General features: G+C 58.8%; 12 protein-coding genes, 2 rRNA genes and 2 pseudogenes (1 of these 16 cut by a window edge). 7 read left to right on the top strand and 9 right to left on the bottom strand.

The window, feature by feature from the left end:
• Nucleotides 1-371: 371 nt before the first annotated feature.
• The 4 genes and pseudogenes from EAG14_RS08830 (at nucleotide 372) to EAG14_RS08810 (ending at nucleotide 4,983) form a co-directional block, all read left to right on the top strand.
• Nucleotides 372-1,724, top strand: coding sequence for a diguanylate cyclase domain-containing protein (locus tag EAG14_RS08830; protein ID WP_121728619.1), 1,353 nt, complete (start codon nucleotides 372-374; stop codon nucleotides 1,722-1,724).
• Between the two features lie 431 nt (nucleotides 1,725-2,155).
• Nucleotides 2,156-2,623 carry a CopD family protein gene (locus EAG14_RS08820; protein ID WP_121728618.1) on the top strand — a complete coding sequence of 156 codons (468 nt, stop codon included), beginning with the start codon at nucleotides 2,156-2,158 and terminating at the stop codon, nucleotides 2,621-2,623.
• A 70-nt stretch (nucleotides 2,624-2,693) separates the two neighbouring features.
• Nucleotides 2,694-3,088: pseudogene (locus tag EAG14_RS23250) on the top strand (VOC family protein).
• A gap of 107 nt (nucleotides 3,089-3,195) precedes the next feature.
• On the top strand, nucleotides 3,196-4,983 hold the full coding sequence (locus EAG14_RS08810) for an ATP-binding protein (RefSeq protein ID WP_121728617.1): 1,788 nt from the start codon (nucleotides 3,196-3,198) through the stop codon (nucleotides 4,981-4,983).
• Nucleotides 4,984-5,131: 148 nt separating this feature from the next.
• Here the strand turns inward: EAG14_RS08810 and EAG14_RS08805 are convergent, their stop codons facing one another.
• Both EAG14_RS08805 and EAG14_RS08800 read right to left on the bottom strand, forming a co-directional pair.
• Nucleotides 5,132-5,731: an OmpW family protein gene (locus EAG14_RS08805; RefSeq protein ID WP_099655726.1), complete on the bottom strand. Its 600-nt coding sequence runs from the start codon at nucleotides 5,729-5,731 to the stop codon at nucleotides 5,132-5,134.
• 154 nt (nucleotides 5,732-5,885) lie between these two features.
• A pseudogene (locus EAG14_RS08800) lies at nucleotides 5,886-6,876 on the bottom strand (DUF808 domain-containing protein).
• A 245-nt stretch (nucleotides 6,877-7,121) separates the two neighbouring features.
• Between EAG14_RS08800 and EAG14_RS08795 the strand changes: the two are divergent.
• The gene (locus EAG14_RS08795; RefSeq protein ID WP_121728616.1) at nucleotides 7,122-7,826 is read left to right on the top strand and encodes a methyltransferase; all 705 of its coding nucleotides are present in this window, start codon (nucleotides 7,122-7,124) and stop codon (nucleotides 7,824-7,826) included.
• 155 nt (nucleotides 7,827-7,981) lie between these two features.
• On the opposite strand, the gene purL is transcribed toward EAG14_RS08795, so the two are convergent.
• Nucleotides 7,982-11,989, bottom strand: coding sequence for a phosphoribosylformylglycinamidine synthase (gene purL, locus EAG14_RS08790; protein ID WP_121730381.1), 4,008 nt, complete (start codon nucleotides 11,987-11,989; stop codon nucleotides 7,982-7,984).
• Nucleotides 11,990-12,125: 136 nt separating this feature from the next.
• Here purL and map point away from each other — a divergent pair, with 136 nt between their 5' ends.
• Complete coding sequence (map, locus tag EAG14_RS08785) at nucleotides 12,126-12,941, top strand: type I methionyl aminopeptidase (protein WP_121728615.1); 816 nt, start codon at nucleotides 12,126-12,128, stop codon at nucleotides 12,939-12,941.
• Between the two features lie 395 nt (nucleotides 12,942-13,336).
• Nucleotides 13,337-15,928: a [protein-PII] uridylyltransferase gene (locus tag EAG14_RS08775; protein WP_121728614.1), complete on the top strand. Its 2,592-nt coding sequence runs from the start codon at nucleotides 13,337-13,339 to the stop codon at nucleotides 15,926-15,928.
• 34 nt (nucleotides 15,929-15,962) lie between these two features.
• Here the strand turns inward: EAG14_RS08775 and def are convergent, their stop codons facing one another.
• The 6 genes from def to EAG14_RS08745 all read right to left on the bottom strand — a co-directional run.
• Complete coding sequence (def, locus tag EAG14_RS08770; RefSeq protein WP_099741364.1) at nucleotides 15,963-16,505, bottom strand: peptide deformylase; 543 nt, start codon at nucleotides 16,503-16,505, stop codon at nucleotides 15,963-15,965.
• A gap of 67 nt (nucleotides 16,506-16,572) precedes the next feature.
• A complete protein-coding gene (locus EAG14_RS08765) occupies nucleotides 16,573-17,502 on the bottom strand; it encodes an adenylate/guanylate cyclase domain-containing protein (protein WP_121728613.1) in 930 nt (309 codons plus the stop codon).
• 224 nt (nucleotides 17,503-17,726) lie between these two features.
• Nucleotides 17,727-18,701, bottom strand: a complete 975-nt coding sequence (locus tag EAG14_RS08760) for an LD-carboxypeptidase (RefSeq protein WP_121728612.1) — start codon at nucleotides 18,699-18,701, stop codon at nucleotides 17,727-17,729.
• Nucleotides 18,702-18,756: 55 nt separating this feature from the next.
• The gene (tadA, locus tag EAG14_RS08755; protein ID WP_121728611.1) at nucleotides 18,757-20,007 is read right to left on the bottom strand and encodes a tRNA adenosine(34) deaminase TadA; all 1,251 of its coding nucleotides are present in this window, start codon (nucleotides 20,005-20,007) and stop codon (nucleotides 18,757-18,759) included.
• Between the two features lie 91 nt (nucleotides 20,008-20,098).
• Nucleotides 20,099-20,211 (bottom strand): 5S ribosomal RNA (rrf, locus tag EAG14_RS08750).
• Between the two features lie 153 nt (nucleotides 20,212-20,364).
• Nucleotides 20,365-22,701, bottom strand: a 23S ribosomal RNA gene (locus EAG14_RS08745) (it continues 541 nt past the right edge of the window).

Below are 22,701 nucleotides of genomic sequence, written 5' to 3'. Positions count from 1 at the left end.
GCAGCAGGTGGTTCTCAGCAAAGACCCAGGCGCTTTGAGCGACGGCAAATATGCCCGCATTTTGCGCCACATTTGGCAACATCTGGTTACCGCACATGCTTCAAGCCAAATTTGCGTTTTACGCAACAAATACAAGCGCTAGCAGCTATGAAATGCATAGCATAAGTTCAACCTCCCAGACAAGCGGGGGAATGCTGTTGTTTTGCGGCTGCAACCCCGTCATTTCCTCACCCGCATTCCGGCTGCACAATGGGATCCGCTGTCCGATGGGCGGCCCCGCCCTTGCGCTCTCTGCCAAAACCCTTGTGTAACCACCGGTTAAGCAAGCTTGACGGCAACACAGGGCTCCATTGGCTTCAAACTGGCACGCAATGCAAAGCATCTCGTCACTGAATGTCATTGATCTCTTGCTGGATGCCGTCTGCATCGTGGACGAGGACAGCCGCATTGTTTTTGTGAGCCCCGCGTTCGAGCGTATTTTTGGCTACACCCCGCAAGAAGCGGTCGGGCTGCGGATGTTGGACCTGGTCCACCCCGAAGACCTCCAAGCCACGGAGCAGCAAGCCCAGCGGGTCATGGGCGGAAGCCCCCAATTGCAGTTTGAGAACCGCTACGTGCGCAAAGACGGAGCCGTCGCGCACATTCTGTGGACCGCCCAGTGGCTGCCCGAGCGCCGCTTGCGCCTGGCTGTGGCCCATGACATCACCAAGCGCAAGCACACCGAGTCGATGCACGCGGCGATCTATGCCATCTCGGAAGCCGCGCATGCCGCCCCCAACCTGCCCACCCTTTTTGAACGCATTCACCGCATCATTGGTGGGCTGATGGCGGTCGCCCAGTTCACAGTGGCACTGCATGACCGCGCGCGTGGTGCTTTGAGCTTTCCCTATCTGGCCCCTGCGCTGGAGCAAAACCCACACAGCACACCCGGAGCCGGGCAAATCCAGCTGTGCACCCGGGTGATCCAGGAGGACAGGCCCTTGCGGCTGTCGACTTGCGAAGGGCCACAAACCTGCCACTGGCTCGGGGTGCCACTGCCCGCCCAGGACGGCGCGATGGGCGCCCTGTTGTTGCAAGGCCCTGCCGAGGGAGACACCTACAGCGAGGCCGACAAGGAATTGCTGCAGTTTGTCTCCACCCAGGTGGCTTTGGCCATTGAGCGCACCCAGATGCACGAGCGGCTGCAGCACATGGCGCAGTACGACCAGTTGACCGCCCTGCCGAACCGCGCGCTCTTCAATGACCGGCTGAGGATTGCCATGGCGCGCGCACACCGGGAGCAAACCCTGCTGTCTTTGCTGTTCATTGACTTGGACCGTTTCAAAGAGGTCAACGACACCCTCGGTCACGCGATGGGCGATTTGCTGCTGCAGGGCGTAGCGCAGCGCCTGCAAGCCTGCGTACGTGGCTCGGACACCGTGGCCAGGCTGGGGGGAGACGAGTTTGTGGTGCTGCTCGAAGGCATTCATGCAGGCGAGCTGCCCCAGCCTGTGGCCCAGAAAATTCTCACAGCGTTCGCTCAGCCATTTGATCTGAATGGACTGGCACTGAGCATCCAGCCCAGCATTGGTATGGCGGTATTTCCAGAGCACGGCACCCATGAAAGCATGCTGCTCAGCCACGCCGATGAGGCCATGTACCAGGCCAAGCGCAACGGCGGCAATCAGTTCATTGTTCACCCGCGTGGCGCAGCGACGCGCCAGGGGCTGTCTGGCTCGGCTTAGAGGGATCACAAAACGCCCCTGGGGTCGTTGTTTCGCCTTTTCGCAAGGCTTGTAATGCTTGTGGCGAAACGCCTGGCCAGGGCCGCTTCGCTGAGTTTTGTGAGCCACTCTGAGAACCTGTTCAAAGTCTTTTTGGAGATTGCATTGGAGTGCAATCGGGATGAGTGGATGCTTCGGATGCGCAGCATGGGCTCGTGCCCATGCAAGCAGCCGGGGCGTTCAATCGCCCGATTTCACTCCAACCCTTCGGGCAAGTGGCTTGCCGGGCAGTCTGCGTTGTTGCACCGCTTGCCAATAGCACGGGCTATTGGCTGCGCGCTGCGCCTAGCAGCCCATCCCGGCAAGCCGCTTGTGCAACTCCAAAAAAGACTTTGAACAGGTTCTTAGACCCTATGTACGATCTTCTCCGGGAAAGAAAGGCCCACACCACCATGCTGTACGCAACCCTCAAACTGGTTCACTTGCTCGCGGCCATCGTCTGGCTGGGGGGCATGTTCTTCGCCCATTTCTTTTTGCGCCCTGCCGCACAAACGCTGGAGCCTGCGCTGCGCGTTGGCCTGATGCAAGGCGTTTTGCGCCGCTTTTTTGCGACCGTGGTGGCAGCCGTGGTGGCCCTGCTCGCATCAGGCCTGTGGATGGTGGGCCACGTCGCCAAGCACACAGTGCAAGCGGGGGGCAGTTTTGCCATGCCCTTGGGCTGGACTGTGATGGCGGCCCTGGGCGCGGTCATGGCCGTCATCTTTGGGTACATCCGCCTGTCGCTTTTCCCCCGGCTCAGCCGCGCCCACCAAAGCGCTCACTGGCCGGAGGCGGGCAAAGTGCTGGCCCAAATCCGGACGTGGGTGGGCATCAACCTCGCTCTGGGGTTCGCAGTTGTCGCAGTGGCAACGCTTGCATAAACAGGCGCCCCGCCGCGTGCCCGGTGGTGCAGAATGACCGAACACAGTCACCACCCACTGGGCTTTCTCCATGCAATTCGGCTACACCATCATTTACGTTCCGGACGTAGCGGCCTCGCTGGCCTTTTTCGAGCAGGCCTTTGGCATGACAAGGCGTTTTTTGCATGAGTCAGGCACCTACGGCGAGCTGGAGACCGGCGCCACCACGCTGGCTTTTGCAGACCACTCGCTAGGCCACGCCAACTTTGCAGGCGGCCATGTCGCTGCCCATGCCAGCGCACAGCCCCTGGGCATGGAGATCGCTCTGGTCACACCCGATGTCCCCACCGCCCACCAACAGGCGCTGGGCAGCGGAGCCACCGAGCTGGCCCCCCCAGCACCAAGCCGTGGGGCCAAACGGTGTCTTACCTGCGATGCCCAGACGGCACCTTGGTCGAGTTGTGCACGCCGATTCTGGCCGGATAGCCCGCAGAACCCACTTGGCCATGCGGCCGCAGAGTCGGCTCGCGGATCCAGCAACAGCCCTCTGCGCAAAGCGGCGGGAAAGTGGCATGCTCTGAACCATGGGAACCATGTTGGAAAAATCACCCCCTGCCGTGCAGCCGCTGCCAAGCCCCCCAGTCGCTGCGGCCTTGAACCCGCTGCATGCCAAAGACTTGCAGGCCAAGGTGATTGGCTTTGTGGCCCTGGCGCTGGTGGTGACGGCAGCACTGGTGGCGTTGGCGCTCTACACCAAATGGCAAGACGCGATAGACGCCCAGGAGCGGCAAAACGCCAACTTGGCACGGGTGCTGCAAGAACAAACGCTGCGCGTGCTAGCTCCCATCGACCAAGCCACGCTGCGCATGCGCGACGCCGTCGCCAAAGGCAGCTTTCAGCCCTCAGACTACACACGGCTGGCCAATGAGACGGGCCTCGTCCCGGATATCTTGACCCAGCTCTCTGTCGTGGGGGCGGATGGGCGGTTTGTGGCCAGCAATCTGGACCCCGACGGACAGAAAACCGGGCCGCTTGATCTCTCGGAACGCGAGCACATCCAGGTGCATCTGGAGCCAACGCGCCACCTGGATGCTCGCACGCAAATCACACGCAACGGTCTGTTTGTAGGCAAACCGGTGCTGGGCAAGGTGTCTGGCCAGTGGACGCTGCAACTCTCGCGCCCCATCGTGTCACCCAGCGGCTACCTGCATGGGGTCGTGGTGGCATCGGTCGACCCCGACTACTTTGAAACGGTGTATGGCGACGTTGAATTAGGGGCCGGAGGCGCTGTGTCGTTGCTGGGCGACGACAACACACTGCGCGCTCGGGTGGCAGGTGGGAAAGCCACAGGCATGGGCAAGTCCGTCACGCTGCCCAATGGCCACCCTTTGGCTGATCTCAACAAGCCAGAAGGCGTCTACGTTCGGGTCAGTGAGGTGGACAAGACGGAGCGCATCACAGCCTTCAGGCGGGTGCCGGGGTACCCCCTGAACGTGGTGGTATCCAACACCACGGAGGCAGCGCTGGAAGAGTGGCGAGACATGCGCAACGTGACGCTGACCGTGGCGTTGGTGCTGGGCGCAGCCATCGTGGCCAGCGGCGTGGGTTTTTTGCGCGGCGTGCGCCGGCTGGAAGAGTCCCATGCAGCGCTGGCCATCAGCGAGGCGCAGGCCCAATCTGCCAGCCAGGCCAAAAGTGAGTTTCTGGCGGCGGTGTCGCACGAGCTGCGCACGCCGCTCACCAGCATCCGGGGCTTTGCGGAACTGATGGAGTTGCGCTTGCAGCAGCCTTCGTTCAGGGAGGCAGCCACCTTGATCCGGCAGGCTGCAGACCACCTCAACACATTGCTCACCGAAATTCTGGACTTGGCCAAGGTCGAGGCCGGGGCCATGCCCATTGTGCTGGCGCCCCACCCCGTGCGCGAACTGGTGCAAAACACGGCCGACTTCTTCGCTATTTCAGCGGCCCAAAAGGGCCTGACGCTGCAAGTGTCGGTATCACCAGACACCCCGCAATTGCTGGTGTGCGACGGGCTCAGGCTCAAGCAAATTCTGAACAACCTGCTCTCCAATGCCCTCAAGTTCACCGCACAAGGCGGCGTGCGGCTGGAAGTGGAAACAGGGGCAGAAGGAACACGGCTGCAGTTTCATGTCGTGGACTCGGGCCCCGGCATTCCACAGCACTTGCATGATCTGATTTTTGAGAAATTTCGCCAAGGCAGCGCCCAGGTGAGCAGTGAGCATGGAGGCACAGGCTTGGGCCTGGCCCTGTCCAGGGCGCTGGCGGAGTTGATGCATGGCGAACTGACCGTCACCTCCACACCCGGCGAAGGGGCGCGGTTCACACTGTCCTTGCCTTGCACGGAGCCGACAGCGGGCTAACCCAGGTTCTCATCCACGCGAAATGACCGGGGGTTGATTCGTTTCGTGCCAACACACCCGGCCCCCGTGAAGCCATAAAAAAAGCCAGCGCAGATGCGCTGGCTTTCCCCACCAGAATGTGCGCAGCGTTGCCGCTGCGCAAGGCGCATCAGAAGCGCCAGCCGAGGCCCACACCCACCAGAACAGGGTCCACCTTGAACGTGCCAATCTTGGCGCCTGCCAAGCTCACGTCGGTCTTGATGAAGACCTTCTTGACGTCCAGGTTCAGATACAGGTTCTTTTGCAGCGGAATGTCCACGCCCACTTGCAGGGCTGCACCAAAGCTGTTGCGGTCAATGTCTACGCCAGCGGGCAACTTCACGCTGGAAAAGCGTGTGTAGTTGATACCAGCGCCCACGTAAGGCTTGAAGCTGCCCATGGGCATGTGGTATTGCACCAGCAGCGAAGGAGGCAGGTGCTTGAGCGTGCCAATCTTGCCGCCCAAGGTGCTGGAGCTCAGGTTGTGCTTTTGGGGCACGGTCAACACCAGTTCAGCAGCAATGTTGGGGGTGAAGAAGTACGACACGTCGACTTCAGGAATGACCTTGTCGTTGATCGACAGACCGAGGCCGGTGCTGTCTTTGTTGGCGCTATCGAGGTTCACGGCACGGGCACGCACCAGCCAAGGGCCTTCGGCTTGCTGCGCAAACGCAGCGCCCGAAGTCATCATTGCGCACAGAACGGCCACGGTCAGCAGGTTTTTCTTCATACAGAACTCAATGCAGTTGAACGGGGACGACCCCCGTGTTTGTATTGGGCCTGTTAGCGAAATGGTCAACCTTGCCACAGGTCAAACAACCCCGTGTTTACCCGAGGCGATTCGGTCGGCGCCCATTCAATCGACGGGCCAGGTGCCGCCCCCTTCAACCTTGGGTGGCAGGACTGCCGCGCAAACGTTGCACCGCCGTTACGGCCACAAGCACCACCACCCCAGCGAGCAGCCCAATCAACGCATTCACCCCATTGGGAACCAAAACCGACCACAAGCCCCCACGGGCCACTGGGCTGCCACAGTACCCCAACCTTCGACGGCGTGGTGCAGCCAAGGCACACCGTGCACCAAGATACCGCCCCCACCAGGAACATGGCGGCAGTGCCAGCCACCGACAAGCCCTTCATCAGCCAAGGGGCCGCCCACAAGATGCCACGACCCATGGCCTGGGCAGCACTGCTGCTTTTGCGATGCAGCCACAGGCCAAGGTCGTCCAACTTGACGATGCCTGCCACGAGACCGTACACACCCAACGTCATGATGAATGCAATGCCGCTGAGCACCATGACCTGCTGCGCAAAGGGCGCGTTTGCCACCGTGCCCAACGTGATCGCAATGATCTCGGCGGACAAGATGAAGTCCGTGCGCACGGCACCTTGGATCTTCTCCTTCTCAAAAGCCACCATGTCCACGGCAGGATCGGCATTGGCTTTGACCAGGCTGTCGTGCTCTGCCTGGGCTTCTTCTTGTGGGTGCAAAAACTTGTGGGCCAACTTTTCTGTGCCTTCAAAGCACAGGAAAGCACCACCGAGCATTAACAGTGGCGTCACAGCCCAGGGCGAAAAAGCGCTGATCAGCAGCGCCGCAGGCACCAGGATGACCTTGTTGATCAAGGACCCCTTGGCCACCGCCCATACCACCGGGATTTCACGGTCTGCGCGTACGCCCGTGACCTGCTGGGCGTTCAGCGCCAAATCATCGCCCAGCACGCCAGCGGTCTTTTGCGCGGCGACCTTGGTCATCACGGAGACATCGTCGGCCATGGCCACGCTCTTTTTGGCCGCCACTTTGGTCATCAACGCGACGTCGTCAAGGATGGTCGCGATGTCATCCAATAAAGCTAAAAGGCTGCCTGCGGCCATGGAGTTTCCCCAACGAAGTCAATGAACCCGCGGGACTATATCAACCAGGTCCATCGGCTTACCCAAAAGCCGCCCTCGCCCACAGCCCATTGGGCTCACCTGCAACACCCCCATCCAGACCATCCCTGCAGATGCATCCAAAAGCCCTGAGAACAGGTTCTGAGGACTGTTTTCGGTATAGCGCATACTCCAGGCCCTCACCCACTCTATCGGGGTCCCTTGACAACGGGCTTCAGGCCCATTGCATGCCAGGCTACCTCACCAAGCAAGAGAGCATCCCCGTCCCAGGGGTCGCTAATCTGTTCATTCGCTCGCTGCTGGACAAACAGCAATTTTCCGACCCCCTGGGCGCTGCCGAGCAACTGGGCATCTCTTCTGCGGCCTGGCCCTTGTTTGGGCTGTTGTGGCCTTCAGGCGCGCAACTGGCAGCCCGCATGGCCTCGCGCCCTTTGCGCACCGGGGAGCGGATCTTGGAGATTGGCTGCGGACTGGGGCTGGCAAGCCTGGTGTGCCATCGGCGCGGCATGGATGTCACGGCCAGCGATTGCCACCCGCTGGCAAGGCAGTTTCTGGAGGAGAACCTGCGCCTTAACGCGCTAGCCCCCATGAAGTACCGCACAGGCCAATGGGGCACAGACAACCCCCAGGGCATGGGTGATGTGCAGGGCCAGTTCGATCTCATCATCGGCAGCGATGTGCTGTACGAACGCGATGCACGCGCCACTTTGGCCCATTTTCTGGATGCCCATGCAGACCAGGGCGCTCAGATTTGGATAGTCGATCCCAACCGGGGGAATCGGGCGGCATTCCACAAACAGATGGCAGTGCACCGATTTGAGGTGGTGGAGGAGCGCCTGGACTGCCCGGCACTGGAGAGCGCGCCAGCCTACAAAGGCCGCCTGCTGGTATATGAAAGACCCCGCACCCACGCCCTGGTGGAGCCCACTTGAGAGCCCCAGGCCATACAAAGGCCAAGACTCAGACACCCACCCGCATGGTCTGAGCCCCATTAAAAAAGGCCGGGCGCTTGCGCGTCCGGCCTTTTTTGCACAGGCAAACACAGCGGTTTGCCTGTCATCCATCCCAGGGAGCCAAGGTCAGGGCCTCAACCCACCCACTTGCGCGCGTTGCGCCAGATGCGCATCCAGGCGCTGTACTCCGCCTTGTCTTCGCTCGTCCAGCTCATCTGCACGTTGCGGAACACACGCTCGGGGTGCGGCATCATGGCCGTGAAGCGGCCGTCCGCCGTAGTCACCGCCGTCAGACCACCGGCACTGCCATTGGGGTTGAAGGGGTACTGATCCGTGGCGCGGCCATGGTTGTCCACGTAGCGCATCGCGGCAATGGCTTTGTCAGCGTTGCCCCGGTACTTGAAGTTGGCATAGCCCTCGCCGTGCGCCACCGCAATCGGCAGGCGGCTGCCTGCCATGCCTTGCAGGAACAGGCTGGGCGATTCCAGCACTTCCACCAGCGACAGGCGGGCCTCGAAGCGCTCGCTCTGGTTGGTGGTGAAGCGTGGCCAGTCTTGCGCGCCGGGGATGATGTCGGCCAGCTCGGCAAACATCTGGCAGCCATTGCACACGCCCAGGCCAAACGTGTCCGTGCGGCCGAAGAAGCCCTGGAACTGCGCCGCCAGCACGGGGTTGAAGGTAATGGAACGCGCCCAGCCAATGCCCGCGCCCAGCGTGTCGCCGTAGCTGAAGCCGCCGCAGGCGACCACGCCCTTGAAGTCTTCGAGCTTGACGCGGCCGGTTTGCAGGTCGGTCATGTGCACGTCATAGGCCTCGAAACCAGCCTCGGTGAAGGCATAGGCCATTTCGATGTGCGAGTTCACACCCTGCTCGCGCAGGATGGCGACCTTGGGTTTGGCGAGGTTGAGGAACGGCGCAGCCACGTTGTCTGCCGCGTCGAACGTGAGGTGCACGTGCATGCCCGGGTCGGTCGGCTCGCCCGCTGCCGCGTGCTCGGCGTCGGCGTTGGCGGGGTTGTCGCGCTGCTGGCAAATCTTCCAGCTCACTGCATCCCACACCTGGTGCAGGTCGGCCAACGGGGCGCTGAACACGGCCTTGGCATCGCGCCAGACCTGCAGCTCACCCTTGCCAGCGTCGATCTCCGACGACGCTGGCCGCGTCTTGCCCACAAAGTGGCTGAAGGCCGAGAGTCCATGCGCACGCAGGGTCTGCATCACCTCGTTGCGCTCTGCGGTGCGCACCTGCAGCACCACACCCAACTCTTCGTTGAACAAGGCCTTGAGGGTCAGTTCATCACGGCGGGCACCGATCTGGGTGGTCCAGTTCTTGGCATCGCCCGTGTCCATGCGGCTGTCGCTCACGCCGTCGCCTTCGGTCACCAGCATGTCCACGTTCAGTGACACGCCCACATGGCCTGCAAACGCCATTTCGGCGGCGGCGGCCAGCAAGCCACCATCGCTGCGGTCGTGGTAGGCCAGGATCTGGCCCTTGGCGCGCAGTGCGTTCACAGCGTTGACGAGGTTGACCAAATCCTTAGGATCGTCCACATCAGGCACCACATCACCGCTTTGCTCCAGCGTCTGGCCCAGGATGCTGCCGCCCATGCGGTTCTTTCCATGCCCCAAGTCGATCAACACCAGCGTGGTGTCGGCCTCGGTAGCGTTGAGCTGGGGCGTGAGCGTGCCGCGCACGTCGGACAGCGATGCGAAGGCGCTCACGATCAGGCTGACGGGAGACGTGACCTTCTTCTTGTCCGCGCCTTCGCTCCACTGGGTGCGCATCGACAAGCTGTCTTTGCCGACAGGGATGCTGATACCCAAAGCAGGACACAGCTCCATGCCCACGGCCTTCACGGTTTCGTACAGCGCAGCGTCTTCGCCAGGCTCGCCGCAGGCGGCCATCCAGTTGGCCGACAGCTTCACGCGGGGCAGCTCAATGGGCGCAGCCAGCAGATTGGTCAGCGCCTCGGCCACGGCCATGCGGCCCGAGGCAGGCGCGTTGATGGCGGCCAGCGGGGTGCGCTCGCCCATGCTCATCGCCTCGCCAGCGAAGCCCTTGTAATCGGCCAGGGTCACGGCGCAATCGGCCACAGGCACTTGCCAGGGGCCCACCATCTGGTCGCGGTGGCTCAGGCCACCCACGGTGCGGTCGCCAATGGTGATGAGGAAGCGCTTGGACGCCACCGTGGGGTGGGCCAGCACGTCGATCACGGCCTTTTGCAGCGGCACGCCGGTCAAGTCCATCGGTGCGAATTCGCGCACCACGGTCTTCACGTCGCGGTGCATCTTGGGCGGCTTGCCCAGCAGCACGTTCATAGGCATGTCCACGGGCAGCTTCTGGTCCTCGGCCGTCGCAGCAGGGTCGTGCAGCACCAGTTGGCGCTCTTCGGTGGCCGTGCCGATCACGGCAAACGGGCAGCGCTCGCGCTCGCAGAAAGCCTGGAACAGGGGCAGCGACTCGGGCGCAATGGCCAGCACATAGCGCTCTTGCGACTCGTTGCTCCAGATTTCCTTGGGCGCCATGCCCGACTCTTCGAGCTGCACGGCGCGCAGGTCAAAACGTGCGCCACGGCCTGCGTCATTGGTCAGCTCGGGGAAGGCGTTGGACAAGCCGCCTGCACCCACGTCGTGGATCGCCAGGATGGGGTTGTCGCTGCCCTGCGCCCAGCAATGGTTGATGACCTCTTGCGCACGGCGCTCGATCTCGGGGTTGCCACGCTGCACCGAGTCAAAGTCCAGCTCGGCCGCGTTGGTGCCCGTGGCCATCGAGCTGGCGGCGCTGCCGCCCATGCCGATGCGCATGCCGGGGCCGCCCAGTTGGATCAGCAGCGAACCGGCGGGGAATTCGATCTTCTTCGTCAGTTCGGAATCGATCACCCCCACGCCGCCCGCAATCATGATGGGCTTGTGGTAGCCACGCTGCACACCGCCGACTTCCTGTTCGTATTCGCGGAAGTAGCCATTCAGGTTGGGCCGGCCAAATTCGTTGTTGAACGCCGCGCCGCCCAAGGGGCCTTCGACCATGATCTGCAGCGGGCTGGCGATGTGCTCGGGCTTGCCGACCGTGCTGCCCCAGAGCTTGGACACCGTAAAGCCCGTCAGGCCCGCCTTGGGCTTGGAGCCGCGGCCAGTGGCGCCCTCGTCGCGGATCTCGCCGCCCGCGCCGGTGGACGCACCTGGGAATGGCGAGATCGCTGTGGGGTGGTTGTGGGTCTCCACCTTCATCAGCACATGCTGGGTGACGCTACTTTTTTGATAGCTGCTAGCGCTTGATAAATCAGCGCTAGAGGCCATTTTTGCTACAAACCGCTCAACCTGGTGGCCTTCCATGACCGAGGCGTTGTCCGAATACGCGATCACCGTGTGCTGGGGCGCCAGCTGGTGCGTGTTGCGGATCATGCCGAACAGGCTCTTGTCCTGCGCCACGCCGTCAATGGTGAACTCGGCGTTAAAGATCTTGTGGCGGCAGTGTTCGCTGTTGGCCTGCGCGAACATCATCAGTTCCACATCAGTGGGGTTGCGCGCAAGGCCCATGAAGGCGGTCACGAGGTAGTCGATTTCATCGTCGGCCAGGGCCAGGCCGAAGCGGGTGTTGGCGGCCTCCAGGGCAGCACGGCCACCGGCCAGCACGTCCACATGCTCCATGGGCGCGGGCTGCAGTTCGGTGAACAAGGCGGCAGCGGCGCTGCGGTCGGCCACCACCGATTCGGTCATGCGGTCGTGCAGCAAGGCGGCCACCTGGCCAAGTTGCTCGGCGGTCAGCTCGGGCGTCTTGCCCAGCAAGCCCGATTTGAGGCTGACGCGGTACTCGGTGATGCGCTCTACCCGGCGGATGGCAATGCCGCAGTTGCGGGCAATGTCGGTGGCCTTGGAGGCCCAGGGCGACAACGTGCCCAGGCGCGGCGTGACGACCAATGCCGCGCCTTCTTGCGGCCCCGTGTAAGGGTCGCCATACGCCAGCAATGCGGCCAGGCGCTCTTGCTCTGAGGCCGTGGGAGCCGCATCGGTGGCAACCAAGTGCACAAACCGTGCGGCAATGCCACTGATCTTGGGGTGGATGGCCTCGAGGGCGGGCTGAAGTTGCTGAGCGCGGAAGTTGCTGAGGGCGTTGCCGCCCGCCAGCGTGGTCATGTGCAAGGTCACGGTAGCGGCCTGTTGGGGTGTGAGGGGGGTCAAATGGATCACGGGCCTGCCGGGTGCAGCAGCCGTGAAGCCCGCCATTTTACCGGGCATGTGCCCCCACCCTGCGCCACGCGGGCCCCAATGGGATAATTGCCCCATGAGCATCACCATCAAAAGCGCCGAAGACATTGAGGGCATGCGGCTGGCTTGCCGCCTGGCTTCGGAAGTGCTGGACTACATCGCCCCCCACATCAAGCCCGGCATCACCACCAAAGAGATCGACCGCCTGGGCGCCGAATGCATGGCCCAGCAGGGCACCATCTCGGCCACTGTGGGCTACCAGCCCCCTGGCTACCCACCCTACCCCGCTTCGCTGTGCACCTCGGTCAACCACGTGGTGTGCCACGGCATTCCTAACGACAAGCCACTGAAAAAAGGCGACATCGTGAATGTGGACGTGACCGTGATCACCAAAGACGGCTGGTACGGCGACAACAGCCGCATGTACCTGATTGGCGACTGCTCCATTGCAGCCAAGCGTCTGTCGGCCATCACCTTTGACGCCATGTGGCACGGCATTTTGCAAGTCAAGCCCGGCGCACGTTTGGGCGACATTGGGCATGCCATCCAGAAATTTGCCGAAGGCCAGGGCTTCTCGATCGTCCGCGAGTTCTGCGGCCACGGCATTGGCCAGAAGTTCCACGAAGAACCCCAGGTGCTGCACTACGGAAAACCCGGCACATTGGAAGAACTGCAGCCCGGCATGGTCTTCACGATTGAGCCCATGATCAACGCGGGCAAGCGCGACGTTAAAAACCATGGCAACGACGGCTGGACCATTGTGACGAAAGACCACAGCCTGTCGGCCCAGTGGGAGCACACGGTGCTGGTCACCGAAACTGGTTATGAAGTCATGACGCTGTCGGCAGGCTCACCCACCCTGCCCGCGTTTGTGACGGCAACCCGCACCTGAGCACCCGGCCCAGCCGGGCCTGCATGACTCTTGCTTGGGGTGGGTGCCTGAAAATGGCTCAAGTTGCGCAACCCCTCGTTAGAACCTGTTCAAAGTCTTTTTGGAGTTGCACAAGTGTCTGGCCGGGATGGGCTGCTAGGCGCAGCGCGCCGCCAATAGCCCGTGCTATTGGCAAGCGTTGCAACAACGCAGACCGCCCGGCAAGCCACTTGCCCGAAGGGTTGGAGTGAAATCGGGCGATTGGACGCCCCGGCTGCTTGCATGGGCACGAGCCCATGCGGCGCATCCGAGGCATCCACTCATCCCGATTGCACTCCAATGCAATCTCCAAAAAGACTTTGAACAGGTTCTTAGGGTGGCGCACTAGACTCTACTGCCACCCCCTTCCAATTTTCATGACCGACATTCAGGCCCTGCGTGCCAACTACCGCAGCAACAAAGCCAGCGTCCTTGACGCCATGGCGGCTACCGTAGCCTCCACACGAGGCATCCATGCGGCACTGCGCAAGCTATCTTCGTTCACGGATGATCTGCTGCAGTCGCTCTGGCTGCGTGCGGATTTTCCTGCAGGCTGTGCCCTCGTTGCGGTGGGGGGCTACGGGCGAGCACAGCTGTTTCCCTATTCCGACGTCGATGTTTTGCTGCTGCTGCCGGAGGGCGCTACCCCACAAGCCGACAGCCCGCTGAGCGCCCGCATTGAAGGGTTCATCGGCAGTTGCTGGGACGCAGGCCTGGAGATCGGATCGAGCGTTCGCACCATTGCCGAGTGCCTGGCAGAAAGCGCCGCCGATGTCACGGTGCAAACCTCTTTGCTGGAGTCTCGCCTGATTTGCGGAGACCGGGTCCTGTTTGCCCAGTTTCAGCAACAGTACCAAGCACAGATGGACCCACAGGCGTTTTTGGTGGCCAAAACCCTGGAGATGCGCCAGCGCCACACCAAGTACGAAAACACGCCCTACTCCCTGGAGCCAAACTGCAAAGAGTCCCCAGGGGGGCTGCGTGACCTGCAATTGATTTTGTGGGTGGCCAAGGCCGCAGGTCTGGGGGGCAGTTGGAAGGAACTGGCCAAAAGCGGCATGGCCACAGCCTTCGAGGTGCGTCAGATCGAGCGCAACGAAGCCGTGCTGTGCCTGATTCGGGCCCGCCTGCACGCGGCCTCAGGGCGGCATGAAGACCGGTTGGTCTTCGATTTGCAGACCGCTGTGGCCGAGTCGTTTGGCTACCGCTCGCAAGCCCCCGATGGGTCACGCCTGCCCATGCGCGCCAGCGAAACCCTGATGCGCCGCTATTACTGGGCGGCCAAGGCGGTCTCCCAGTTGTGCCAGATTTTGCTGCTCAACATTGAAGAGCGACTGAACCCTACGGCGCATGAACCCCGCCCCATCAACGACCGCTTTTTTGAAAAAGCTGGGCTGATTGAAGTGGCCAGCGACGATCTCTACCAGCGCGACCCCCATGCGATCCTGGAGACCTTTCTGCTCTACCAAACCACGGTGGGGCTGAAGAATCTGTCTGCACGCACCCTGCGGGCGCTCTATAACGCACGCGGCGTGATGGACGCCGCGTTCAGGTGCGACCCGGCCAACCGCCAGGCCTTCATGCGCATCCTGCAGCAACCTGCAGGCATCACGCATGCCATGCGCCTGATGAACCAGACTTCGGTGCTAGGACGCTACCTCTGGGCATTTCGCGGCATCGTCGGGCAAATGCAGCATGACCTGTTCCATGTCTACACCGTGGACCAGCACATCCTGATGGTGCTGCGCAACATGCGCCGCTTCTTCATGGCTGAGCATGCCCATGAGTACCCCTTTTGCTCGCAGCTGGCGGGCGGCTGGGACAAACCGTGGATTCTTTATGTGGCCGCGCTCTTCCACGACATCGGCAAGGGACGCGGTGGCGACCATTCCCAGATTGGTGCGCAGGAGGTCCGGCGCTTTTGCCGACAGCACGGCGTAGAGCAAGAAGATGCGCGCTTGATCGAGTTTCTGGTCAGTGAGCATTTGACGATGAGCCGCATCGCTCAAAAGCAGGACCTGAGCGACCCCGATGTGATTGCTGCCTTTGCTAAACGGGTGCACAACGAGCGCTATCTGACGGCAATGTACTTGTTGACCGTGGCCGACATCCGGGGCACCAGCCCCAAGGTCTGGAATGCGTGGAAGGGCAAGTTGCTGGAGGATTTGTACCGCGCCACTCTGAGGACACTGGGGGGTCGTGCGCCCGATGCGGCTGCAGAAATCGAGGCACGCAAGCGGGAAGCGCTGGTGCAACTGGCCCTGAGCGCGCAGCCGTTTGAAGCGCACAAGGCACTGTGGGCCACGCTGGACGTGAGCTACTTCATGCGCCACGAAGCCGCAGACATTGCGTGGCACACCCGCCACCTGTCCCGCCACGTTGGCACAACCAAGCCTGTTGTTCGGGCCCGCCAATCGCTGGCGGGCGAGGGCTTGCAGGTGCTGGTCTATGCGCCTGATCAAGCCGACTTGTTTGCCCGGATTTGCGGCTACTTTGACCGCGCAGGCTTCAGCATCCTGGATGCGAGGGTGCACACAGCCAACAACCAGTACGCGCTGGACTCGTTTCAGGTCGTGGCGTCGTCGCAGGCCGGGCATTACCGCGAGCTAACGCACATGGTGGAGAGTGACCTCGTGCGCACGATTGAGGCTGGAGGCCCACTGCCTGAGCCCGCGCGCAAACGGGTGTCCCGCAGGGTCAAGAGCTTTCCAATCGCCCCACGTGTCACCCTGCAGCCTGACGAGAAGGCCCAACGTTGGCTTTTGGGCATCTCTGCCAGTGACCGCGCTGGCTTGCTCTACTTAGTGGCCCGGATCCTGGCGCAACACCATCTCAGCGTACAACTGGCCAAGGTCAGCACATTGGGCGAGCGGGTGGAAGACACCTTCTTGCTACAAGGCTCTGAGCTGCAAAACAATGCACGGCAAATCCAGATTGAGACGGAGTTGCTGCAAGCACTGTCCGAGTGATGGAAGCGCGCATTTGCGATGGCTGTGCTATGCCTCAGTCGTCAGCGTCTGCTGCGCCCAGTTCGGGAAAAAGTACTTCGGTGTAGCCAAACTGGGTGAAATCCCGCACCCGCATCGGGTAAAGCTTGCCCCACAAGTGATCGCACTCGTGCTGCACCACCCTGGCGTGAAATCCCTCCACCTCTCGATCAATCGGATCACCATAGGGATCAAAGCCTGTGTAGCGTACGCGCTGCCAACGCGGAACCTTGCCCCGCAAACCAGGCACCGATAGGCAGCCTTCCCAGTCTTCTTCCTCGGCGTCCCCAACAGGCGTGATCACCGGATTCACCAGTACGGTGAGGGGAACCAATGGCCTGTCTGGATAACGGGGATTGCGTTGCTCGGAGCCAAAAACAACGACCTGAAGATCCACACCAATTTGAGGCGCAGCCAACCCAGCTCCATTCACGGAACGCATCGTCTCCCACAAATCACGTACCAGCAGGTGAAGCCCATCGGTATCGAATTGGGACACAGGGCTTGCGATCTTCAGAAGTCGCGGGTCTCCCATTTTGAGAATAGTGTGGATGCTCATAAAAACCTGATTTGGAGATAAAACGGCACGACGAGAAGCAGGGTTGCGGCATGCAACAGGGCCAGCCCTAACCCAGGTGCATGCGGCTACCAGCCACGTGGAAAGCCACCGTCGGGGCCTTGGGGTCTGCAAATGAAACGCCGAGGGATATTTCGCCCGTGCCGTGCAAGATGCAAGCATCACGGCGAAGTCGCACATGCGAGTCACTGCCATCAAACCGCACCCAGGTACCAAAGCTGCTCAAATCAGTCAACAAAAAGCCGCTGTTGCGCCAGTCAATGCGTGCATGCAACCTTGAAACCCGCAAATCATTGATGCACAACTGTGCATGGGTGGCTCGACCGATATGCACAGGGGCTTCATTTGAAGCGAAAGTGGCATCCAAACCATGCCAGCTGAACTGTATGGACCCCAAAATGGAATCCACCGGGGACAGCTGACTGACCAGCCCAGCCTGCATGGTCAGCGAGTCTGGCTCCTGGTCTTGGCGCCACTCGACTTGGTAAAGCATGGCGGGTTCCGCTTTGCCGCGAATGTCCATCATGCCGAGTTTGCGAAACCAAACGGCAGGTGCGGCGCCAGCCAGCAACACTGCCATTTCTGTTGCCCAAATCTCCCCTGGTCCAGAGCGCTCGCACAATCTGGCAGCCACATTGACCGCATCACCATAACAGTCGCCGTCGACCTCGACGATCTCACCCGTAGCCACCCCGACACGAATATCCATCCGCAGTGGGTAAGGCCAACGTGCAAGCCTTTGTTCGTGGGCTTGGAGCATGTCTGCAGTCGCGGCAACAGCGCCTGCCGCATCCCCGAATACCCCCAGAACACCATCCCCCAGCTTTTTCACCACCCTGCCGGAATGGGATTGAATCGAAACACTGATCCACTGAGTCAACTGGGCAACCGCAGCGGCAGCGCGCTCGTTACCCAGTGTCTCGTACAGCGCCACACTGCCGGAGATATCGGCAAACACAACCGTTGTCAAAACGGTCATGGCCGCAGGTTCACACAAATCGTCATGCAGCCCAGTTTAGTACATGGACCGTCGGCTGAAGTGGTCGCATCCGCTAGAAACGGCAAAGTCAGGGATTAGAAAACCACAAAACGGCTAAGCGTACTTCAGAAAAAGCCCAAGGGCCCGGGGCCCAAAACAAAGCGAGAGATCTTTGCAAGCGAAGATGAGATTGCAAACAATTGCAAAGCAACGGTCATCCTTAACTAGTGGGTGTGGCCCCAATACAAAAGGGCGTCACGCCCTTCAACGGACAAGGAAACATTAGCACCAACAGGTAAAAGCACTTTGGTTGGCACATGACCAAATGGCAAATTAGTCAGTACAGGCACAGAAACTTTGGTACGTAGCCAGTCGACTACCGATTGAAATTTAAAGCCTTTGTCATGAGGGGCAAGCTTGTATCCATTGAACTGCCCCAACACCAGTGCCTTTTGCTTTGCAAGCACGCCTGAATGCAGCAACTGGGTCAACATACGCTCAATCCGATAAGGATGCTCTCCAATATCTTCCACGAAAAGGATCCCTCCCTTTATGGATGGGAAATAAGGCGTTCCAATCAATCCAGTCAGCACCGCCAAGTTCCCACCCCAAAGGGTAGCTTTTTTGATATAAAAATCGCTTGATTCAACTTCAGCCAAAGATTTTCCACGAGGAAGACGCCACCCTGCCCCCTCGCCATGGCCAGTCAACAGATCATCAAAGCAAGCCTCCATGATGTCATCTGGAGTTCCTTCCACACCGAAATCGGTGATCAAAGACGGTCCAGCCCACGTCACATCACCTGTTTTCGCAAGCACCGCCGACTGAAAGGCGGTGAAATCACTGAGACCGACAAATTTTGTGCCTGCGCCGATAGCTTTACCCACTGCCTTGTAGTCAATCTCTGAAAGCAAACGAGTCAGCCCATAAGCGCCACGGGTAATCAGGGCTACGTCTGCGCCACTGGCTGCAGCCCTATGAATCGCAGCCAAGCGCGTCTGGTCATCTCCAGCAAAGCGGGTGTACACAGCACGCGCATCTTGATCAATCTCTACCTCGTGACCAAAAGCTTCCAGACGAGCGACCCCCCTCTTAAAAGCCAACTTGTCACGAATGGCTCCAGCGGGGGAGTAGATATAAATATGCTTCGGCCCATGATCATGATGACAACACAGTTGATTATGGCTATTTTGCTTCACAAAATTTAGATCAAAAGATCTACTCCGTTTATTTTAAAATACCGAATTATTAAATTTAAAGCGAAATGAAATAATTTTTCGTCTTAATTAAAAATTTACCAAAACTAGCTTCATCTATTTTTTCGAACGATTCAAAATAAATATTTTTTTGAAAAAAATTTAAACTCAGGTTAGAATTATCGCCAATGCAAAAAATTTTTTTTACATTAAAAAAATGAGGCCTTGATGACTTAAAAAATGGCTCACTCTCAATTTCCTTCTGTATCTTAAAAAATACGCGAGGAGCAACCCGATGCCCTCTATCAGGAAATGGGGCATCGTTTATAAGCATCGACTCAGGAGAGCGACCGTACTCAATTCCGTCAGTAAAAACAAGGATGCCTTCAACATAAGAGACAATTTTTGCACAGAGCAAGAGTCCTACTCCCTCATCCCAACCGTCTAAAACAAGGACCAAACGCTTTAGCTGTAATCGTTCCACGAAGTCTAGCAACACCTGCTGGTGGCGCTCAATCTGATGGAACGATTCTTTTTTAGGCTTGTCACTGCGCCCAAATCCGATCAAATCGGGGGCAACAACGCGGACCGAGGACGATAACGCGGACAGCAATCCATTGAAAACATAGCTCCAGCGCAGAGAGGAATGCAAACAAAGCCACGTGATTGGGGCGTCCGATGGCCCTTGGTCAACGTAGTGCATACGTAAACCAGATAAGCTGGGCAAATCGCTTAGATAAGCAGAGGCGTGCGGGGGATAGGAGGCAAACCCTGCAAATGCAGAATCCGGAGTTCGGAGGGCATCGTCTCGCAAAACGGGGCGCTGAGACTCTTTTGCGCGAGCCTGCTGGCGTCGCTTAGTGAAAAAATCAACAAGCAGTGCGCTGCAGCGATCCGCCAGAACACCCCCACAGATTTTGGTTTGGTGATTCAGAGCAGGCAGCGAAAAGAGATTAATCACAGAGCCCGCAGCGCCCGTTTTCGGCTCCGTGGCACCAAAAACGACTCTACTGATACGTCCGTTGAAAATAGCGCCAGAGCACATGACACACGGCTCAAGCGTCACATACAAAGTACATCCCTCAAGACGGTAGTTGCCCAAAATTTGTGCAGCAGCCCGCAATGCAAGCACTTCGGCATGCGCTGTTGGATCACCTAGCGCTACAGGAGCATTGCGCCCTTTCGCAATAAGTTGACCATCTTTGACCACAACTGCACCTACGGGAATCTCTCCATCCCTGGCGGCTAACTCTGCCTCCTGCAGCGCCATATTCATCCAAAACTCATCCGAATAATTTGGAGCAGTCATTTAGATAAATAGCAAATGGCTAGAAAATATCTGAGTACAAAACGCAAAACCCCCCAATCCGTTGGGACTGGGGGGTATTGGGGCTATAAGAGCCTGACGATGACCTACTTTCACACGGGAACCCGCACTATCATCGGCGCAAAGTCGTTTCACTGTCCTGTTCGGGATGGGAAGGAGTGGTACCAACTTGCTATGGTCATCAGGCATAACTTGGTGCTGGGCTGTTCGTGGAACAGCCTGGCGAATTCATAGAGTTTGGAATCAGATTTTATGTGTTTTGACTGCGTCAACTTGGCATAACAATCTTTGAGCTTTTCACACAAGCATGACTGCTTGAGCGTTGGCTATCAAAGTTATAGGGTCAAGCCTCACGAGCAATTAGTATCAGTTAGCTTAACGCATTACTGCGCTTCCACACCTGACCTATCAACGTCCTGGTCTTGAACGACTCTTTAGGGGGCTCAAGGCCCCGGCAGATCTCATCTTGAAACGAGTTTCCCGCTTAGATGCTTTCAGCGGTTATCTCTTCCACACTTAGCTACTCGGCAATGCCACTGGCGTGACAACCGATACACCAGAGGTGTGTCCACTCCGGTCCTCTCGTACTAGGAGCAGGCTTCCTCAAATCTGCAGCGCCCACGGAAGATAGGGACCAAACTGTCTCACGACGTTTTAAACCCAGCTCACGTACCTCTTTAAATGGCGAACAGCCATACCCTTGGGACCGGCTACAGCCCCAGGATGAGATGAGCCGACATCGAGGTGCCAAACACCGCCGTCGATATGAACTCTTGGGCGGTATCAGCCTGTTATCCCCAGAGTACCTTTTATCCGTTGAGCGATGGCCCTTCCATACAGAACCACCGGATCACTATGTCCTGCTTTCGCATCTGCTCGACTTGTCAGTCTCGCAGTTAAGCACGCTTATGCCATTGCACTATCGTCACGATGTCCGACCGTAACTAGCGTACCTTCGAACTCCTCCGTTACGCTTTGGGAGGAGACCGCCCCAGTCAAACTGCCTACCATGCACTGTCCCCGATCCAGATAATGGACCTAGGTTAGAACCTCAAACACACCAGGGTGGTATTTCAACGTTGGCTCCATGAGAACTAGCGTCCTCACTTCAAAGCCTCCCACCTATCCTACACAGATCTGTTCAAAGTCCAATACAAAGCTACAGTAAAGGTTCATGGGGTCTTTCCGTCTTTCCGCGGGGAGATTGCATCATCACAAACATTTCAACTTCGCTGAGTCTCAGGAGGAGACAGTGTGGCCATCGTTACGCCATTCGTGCAGGTCGGAACTTACCCGACAAGGAATTTCGCTACCTTAGGACCGTTATAGTTACGGCCGCCGTTTACTGGGACTTCAATCAAGAGCTTGCACCCCATCATTTAATCTTCCAGCACCGGGCAGGCGTCACACCCTATACGTCCACTTTCGTGTTTGCAGAGTGCTGTGTTTTTATTAAACAGTCGCAGCCACCGATTTTTTGCAACCCCTTTGGGCTCCCTCTGTACGAGTTCACCTACTTGGGGCATACCTTCTCCCGAAGTTACGGTATCAATTTGCCGAGTTCCTTCTCCTGAGTTCTCTCAAGCGCCTTAGAATACTCATCTCGCGCACCAGTGTCGGTTTGCGGTACGGTCGTCAATAGCTGAAGCTTAGTGGCTTTTCCTGGAAGCAGGGTATCACTCACTTCGTCTGCAAGCAGACTCGTTATCACCCCTCATCTAAGCCCGGCGGATTTGCCTACCAGGCACGACTACAGGCTTGAACCAACATATCCAACAGTTGGCTGAGCTAACCTTCTCCGTCCCCACATCGCACTATTGATCGGTACAGGAATATTGACCTGTTTCCCATCAGCTACGCATCTCTGCCTCGCCTTAGGGGCCGACTCACTCTACGCCGATGAACGTTGCGTAGAAAACCTTGCGCTTACGGCGAGGGGGCTTTTCACCCCCTTTAACGCTACTCATGTCAGCATTCGCACTTCTGATACCTCCAGCATCCGTTACCAGACACCTTCACAGGCCTACAGAACGCTCTCCTACCACGTGCAATAAATTGCACATCCGCAGCTTCGGTAACTGGCTTAGCCCCGTTACATCTTCCGCGCAGGACGACTCGATCAGTGAGCTATTACGCTTTCTTTAAATGATGGCTGCTTCTAAGCCAACATCCTGACTGTTTTAGCCTTCCCACTTCGTTTCCCACTTAGCCAATTTTAGGGACCTTAGCTGGCGGTCTGGGTTGTTTCCCTCTTGAGTCCGGACGTTAGCACCCGGTGCTCTGTCTCCCAAGCTGTACTCGTCGGTATTCGGAGTTTGCATAGGTTTGGTAAGTCGCCATGACCCCCTAGCCTAAACAGTGCTCTACCCCCGACGGTAATACTTGAGGCACTACCTAAATAGTTTTCGGAGAGAACCAGCTATTTCCAAGTTTGTTTAGCCTTTCACCCCTATCCACAGCTCATCCCCTAGTTTTGCAACACTAGTGGGTTCGGACCTCCAGTACCTGTTACGGCACCTTCATCCTGGCCATGGATAGATCACTTGGTTTCGGGTCTACACCCAGCGACTGATTCGCCCTATTCGGACTCGATTTCTCTACGGCTTCCCTATTCGGTTAACCTTGCCACTGAATGTAAGTCGCTGACCCATTATACAAAAGGTACGCAGTCACCCT

It is taken from the genome of Acidovorax sp. 1608163, from assembly GCF_003669015.1.
Classification (GTDB): domain Bacteria; phylum Pseudomonadota; class Gammaproteobacteria; order Burkholderiales; family Burkholderiaceae_C; genus Acidovorax.
The sequence above is the reverse complement of the archived record's forward strand: the minus strand, read 5'-3'. Positions and strand labels throughout refer to the sequence as shown.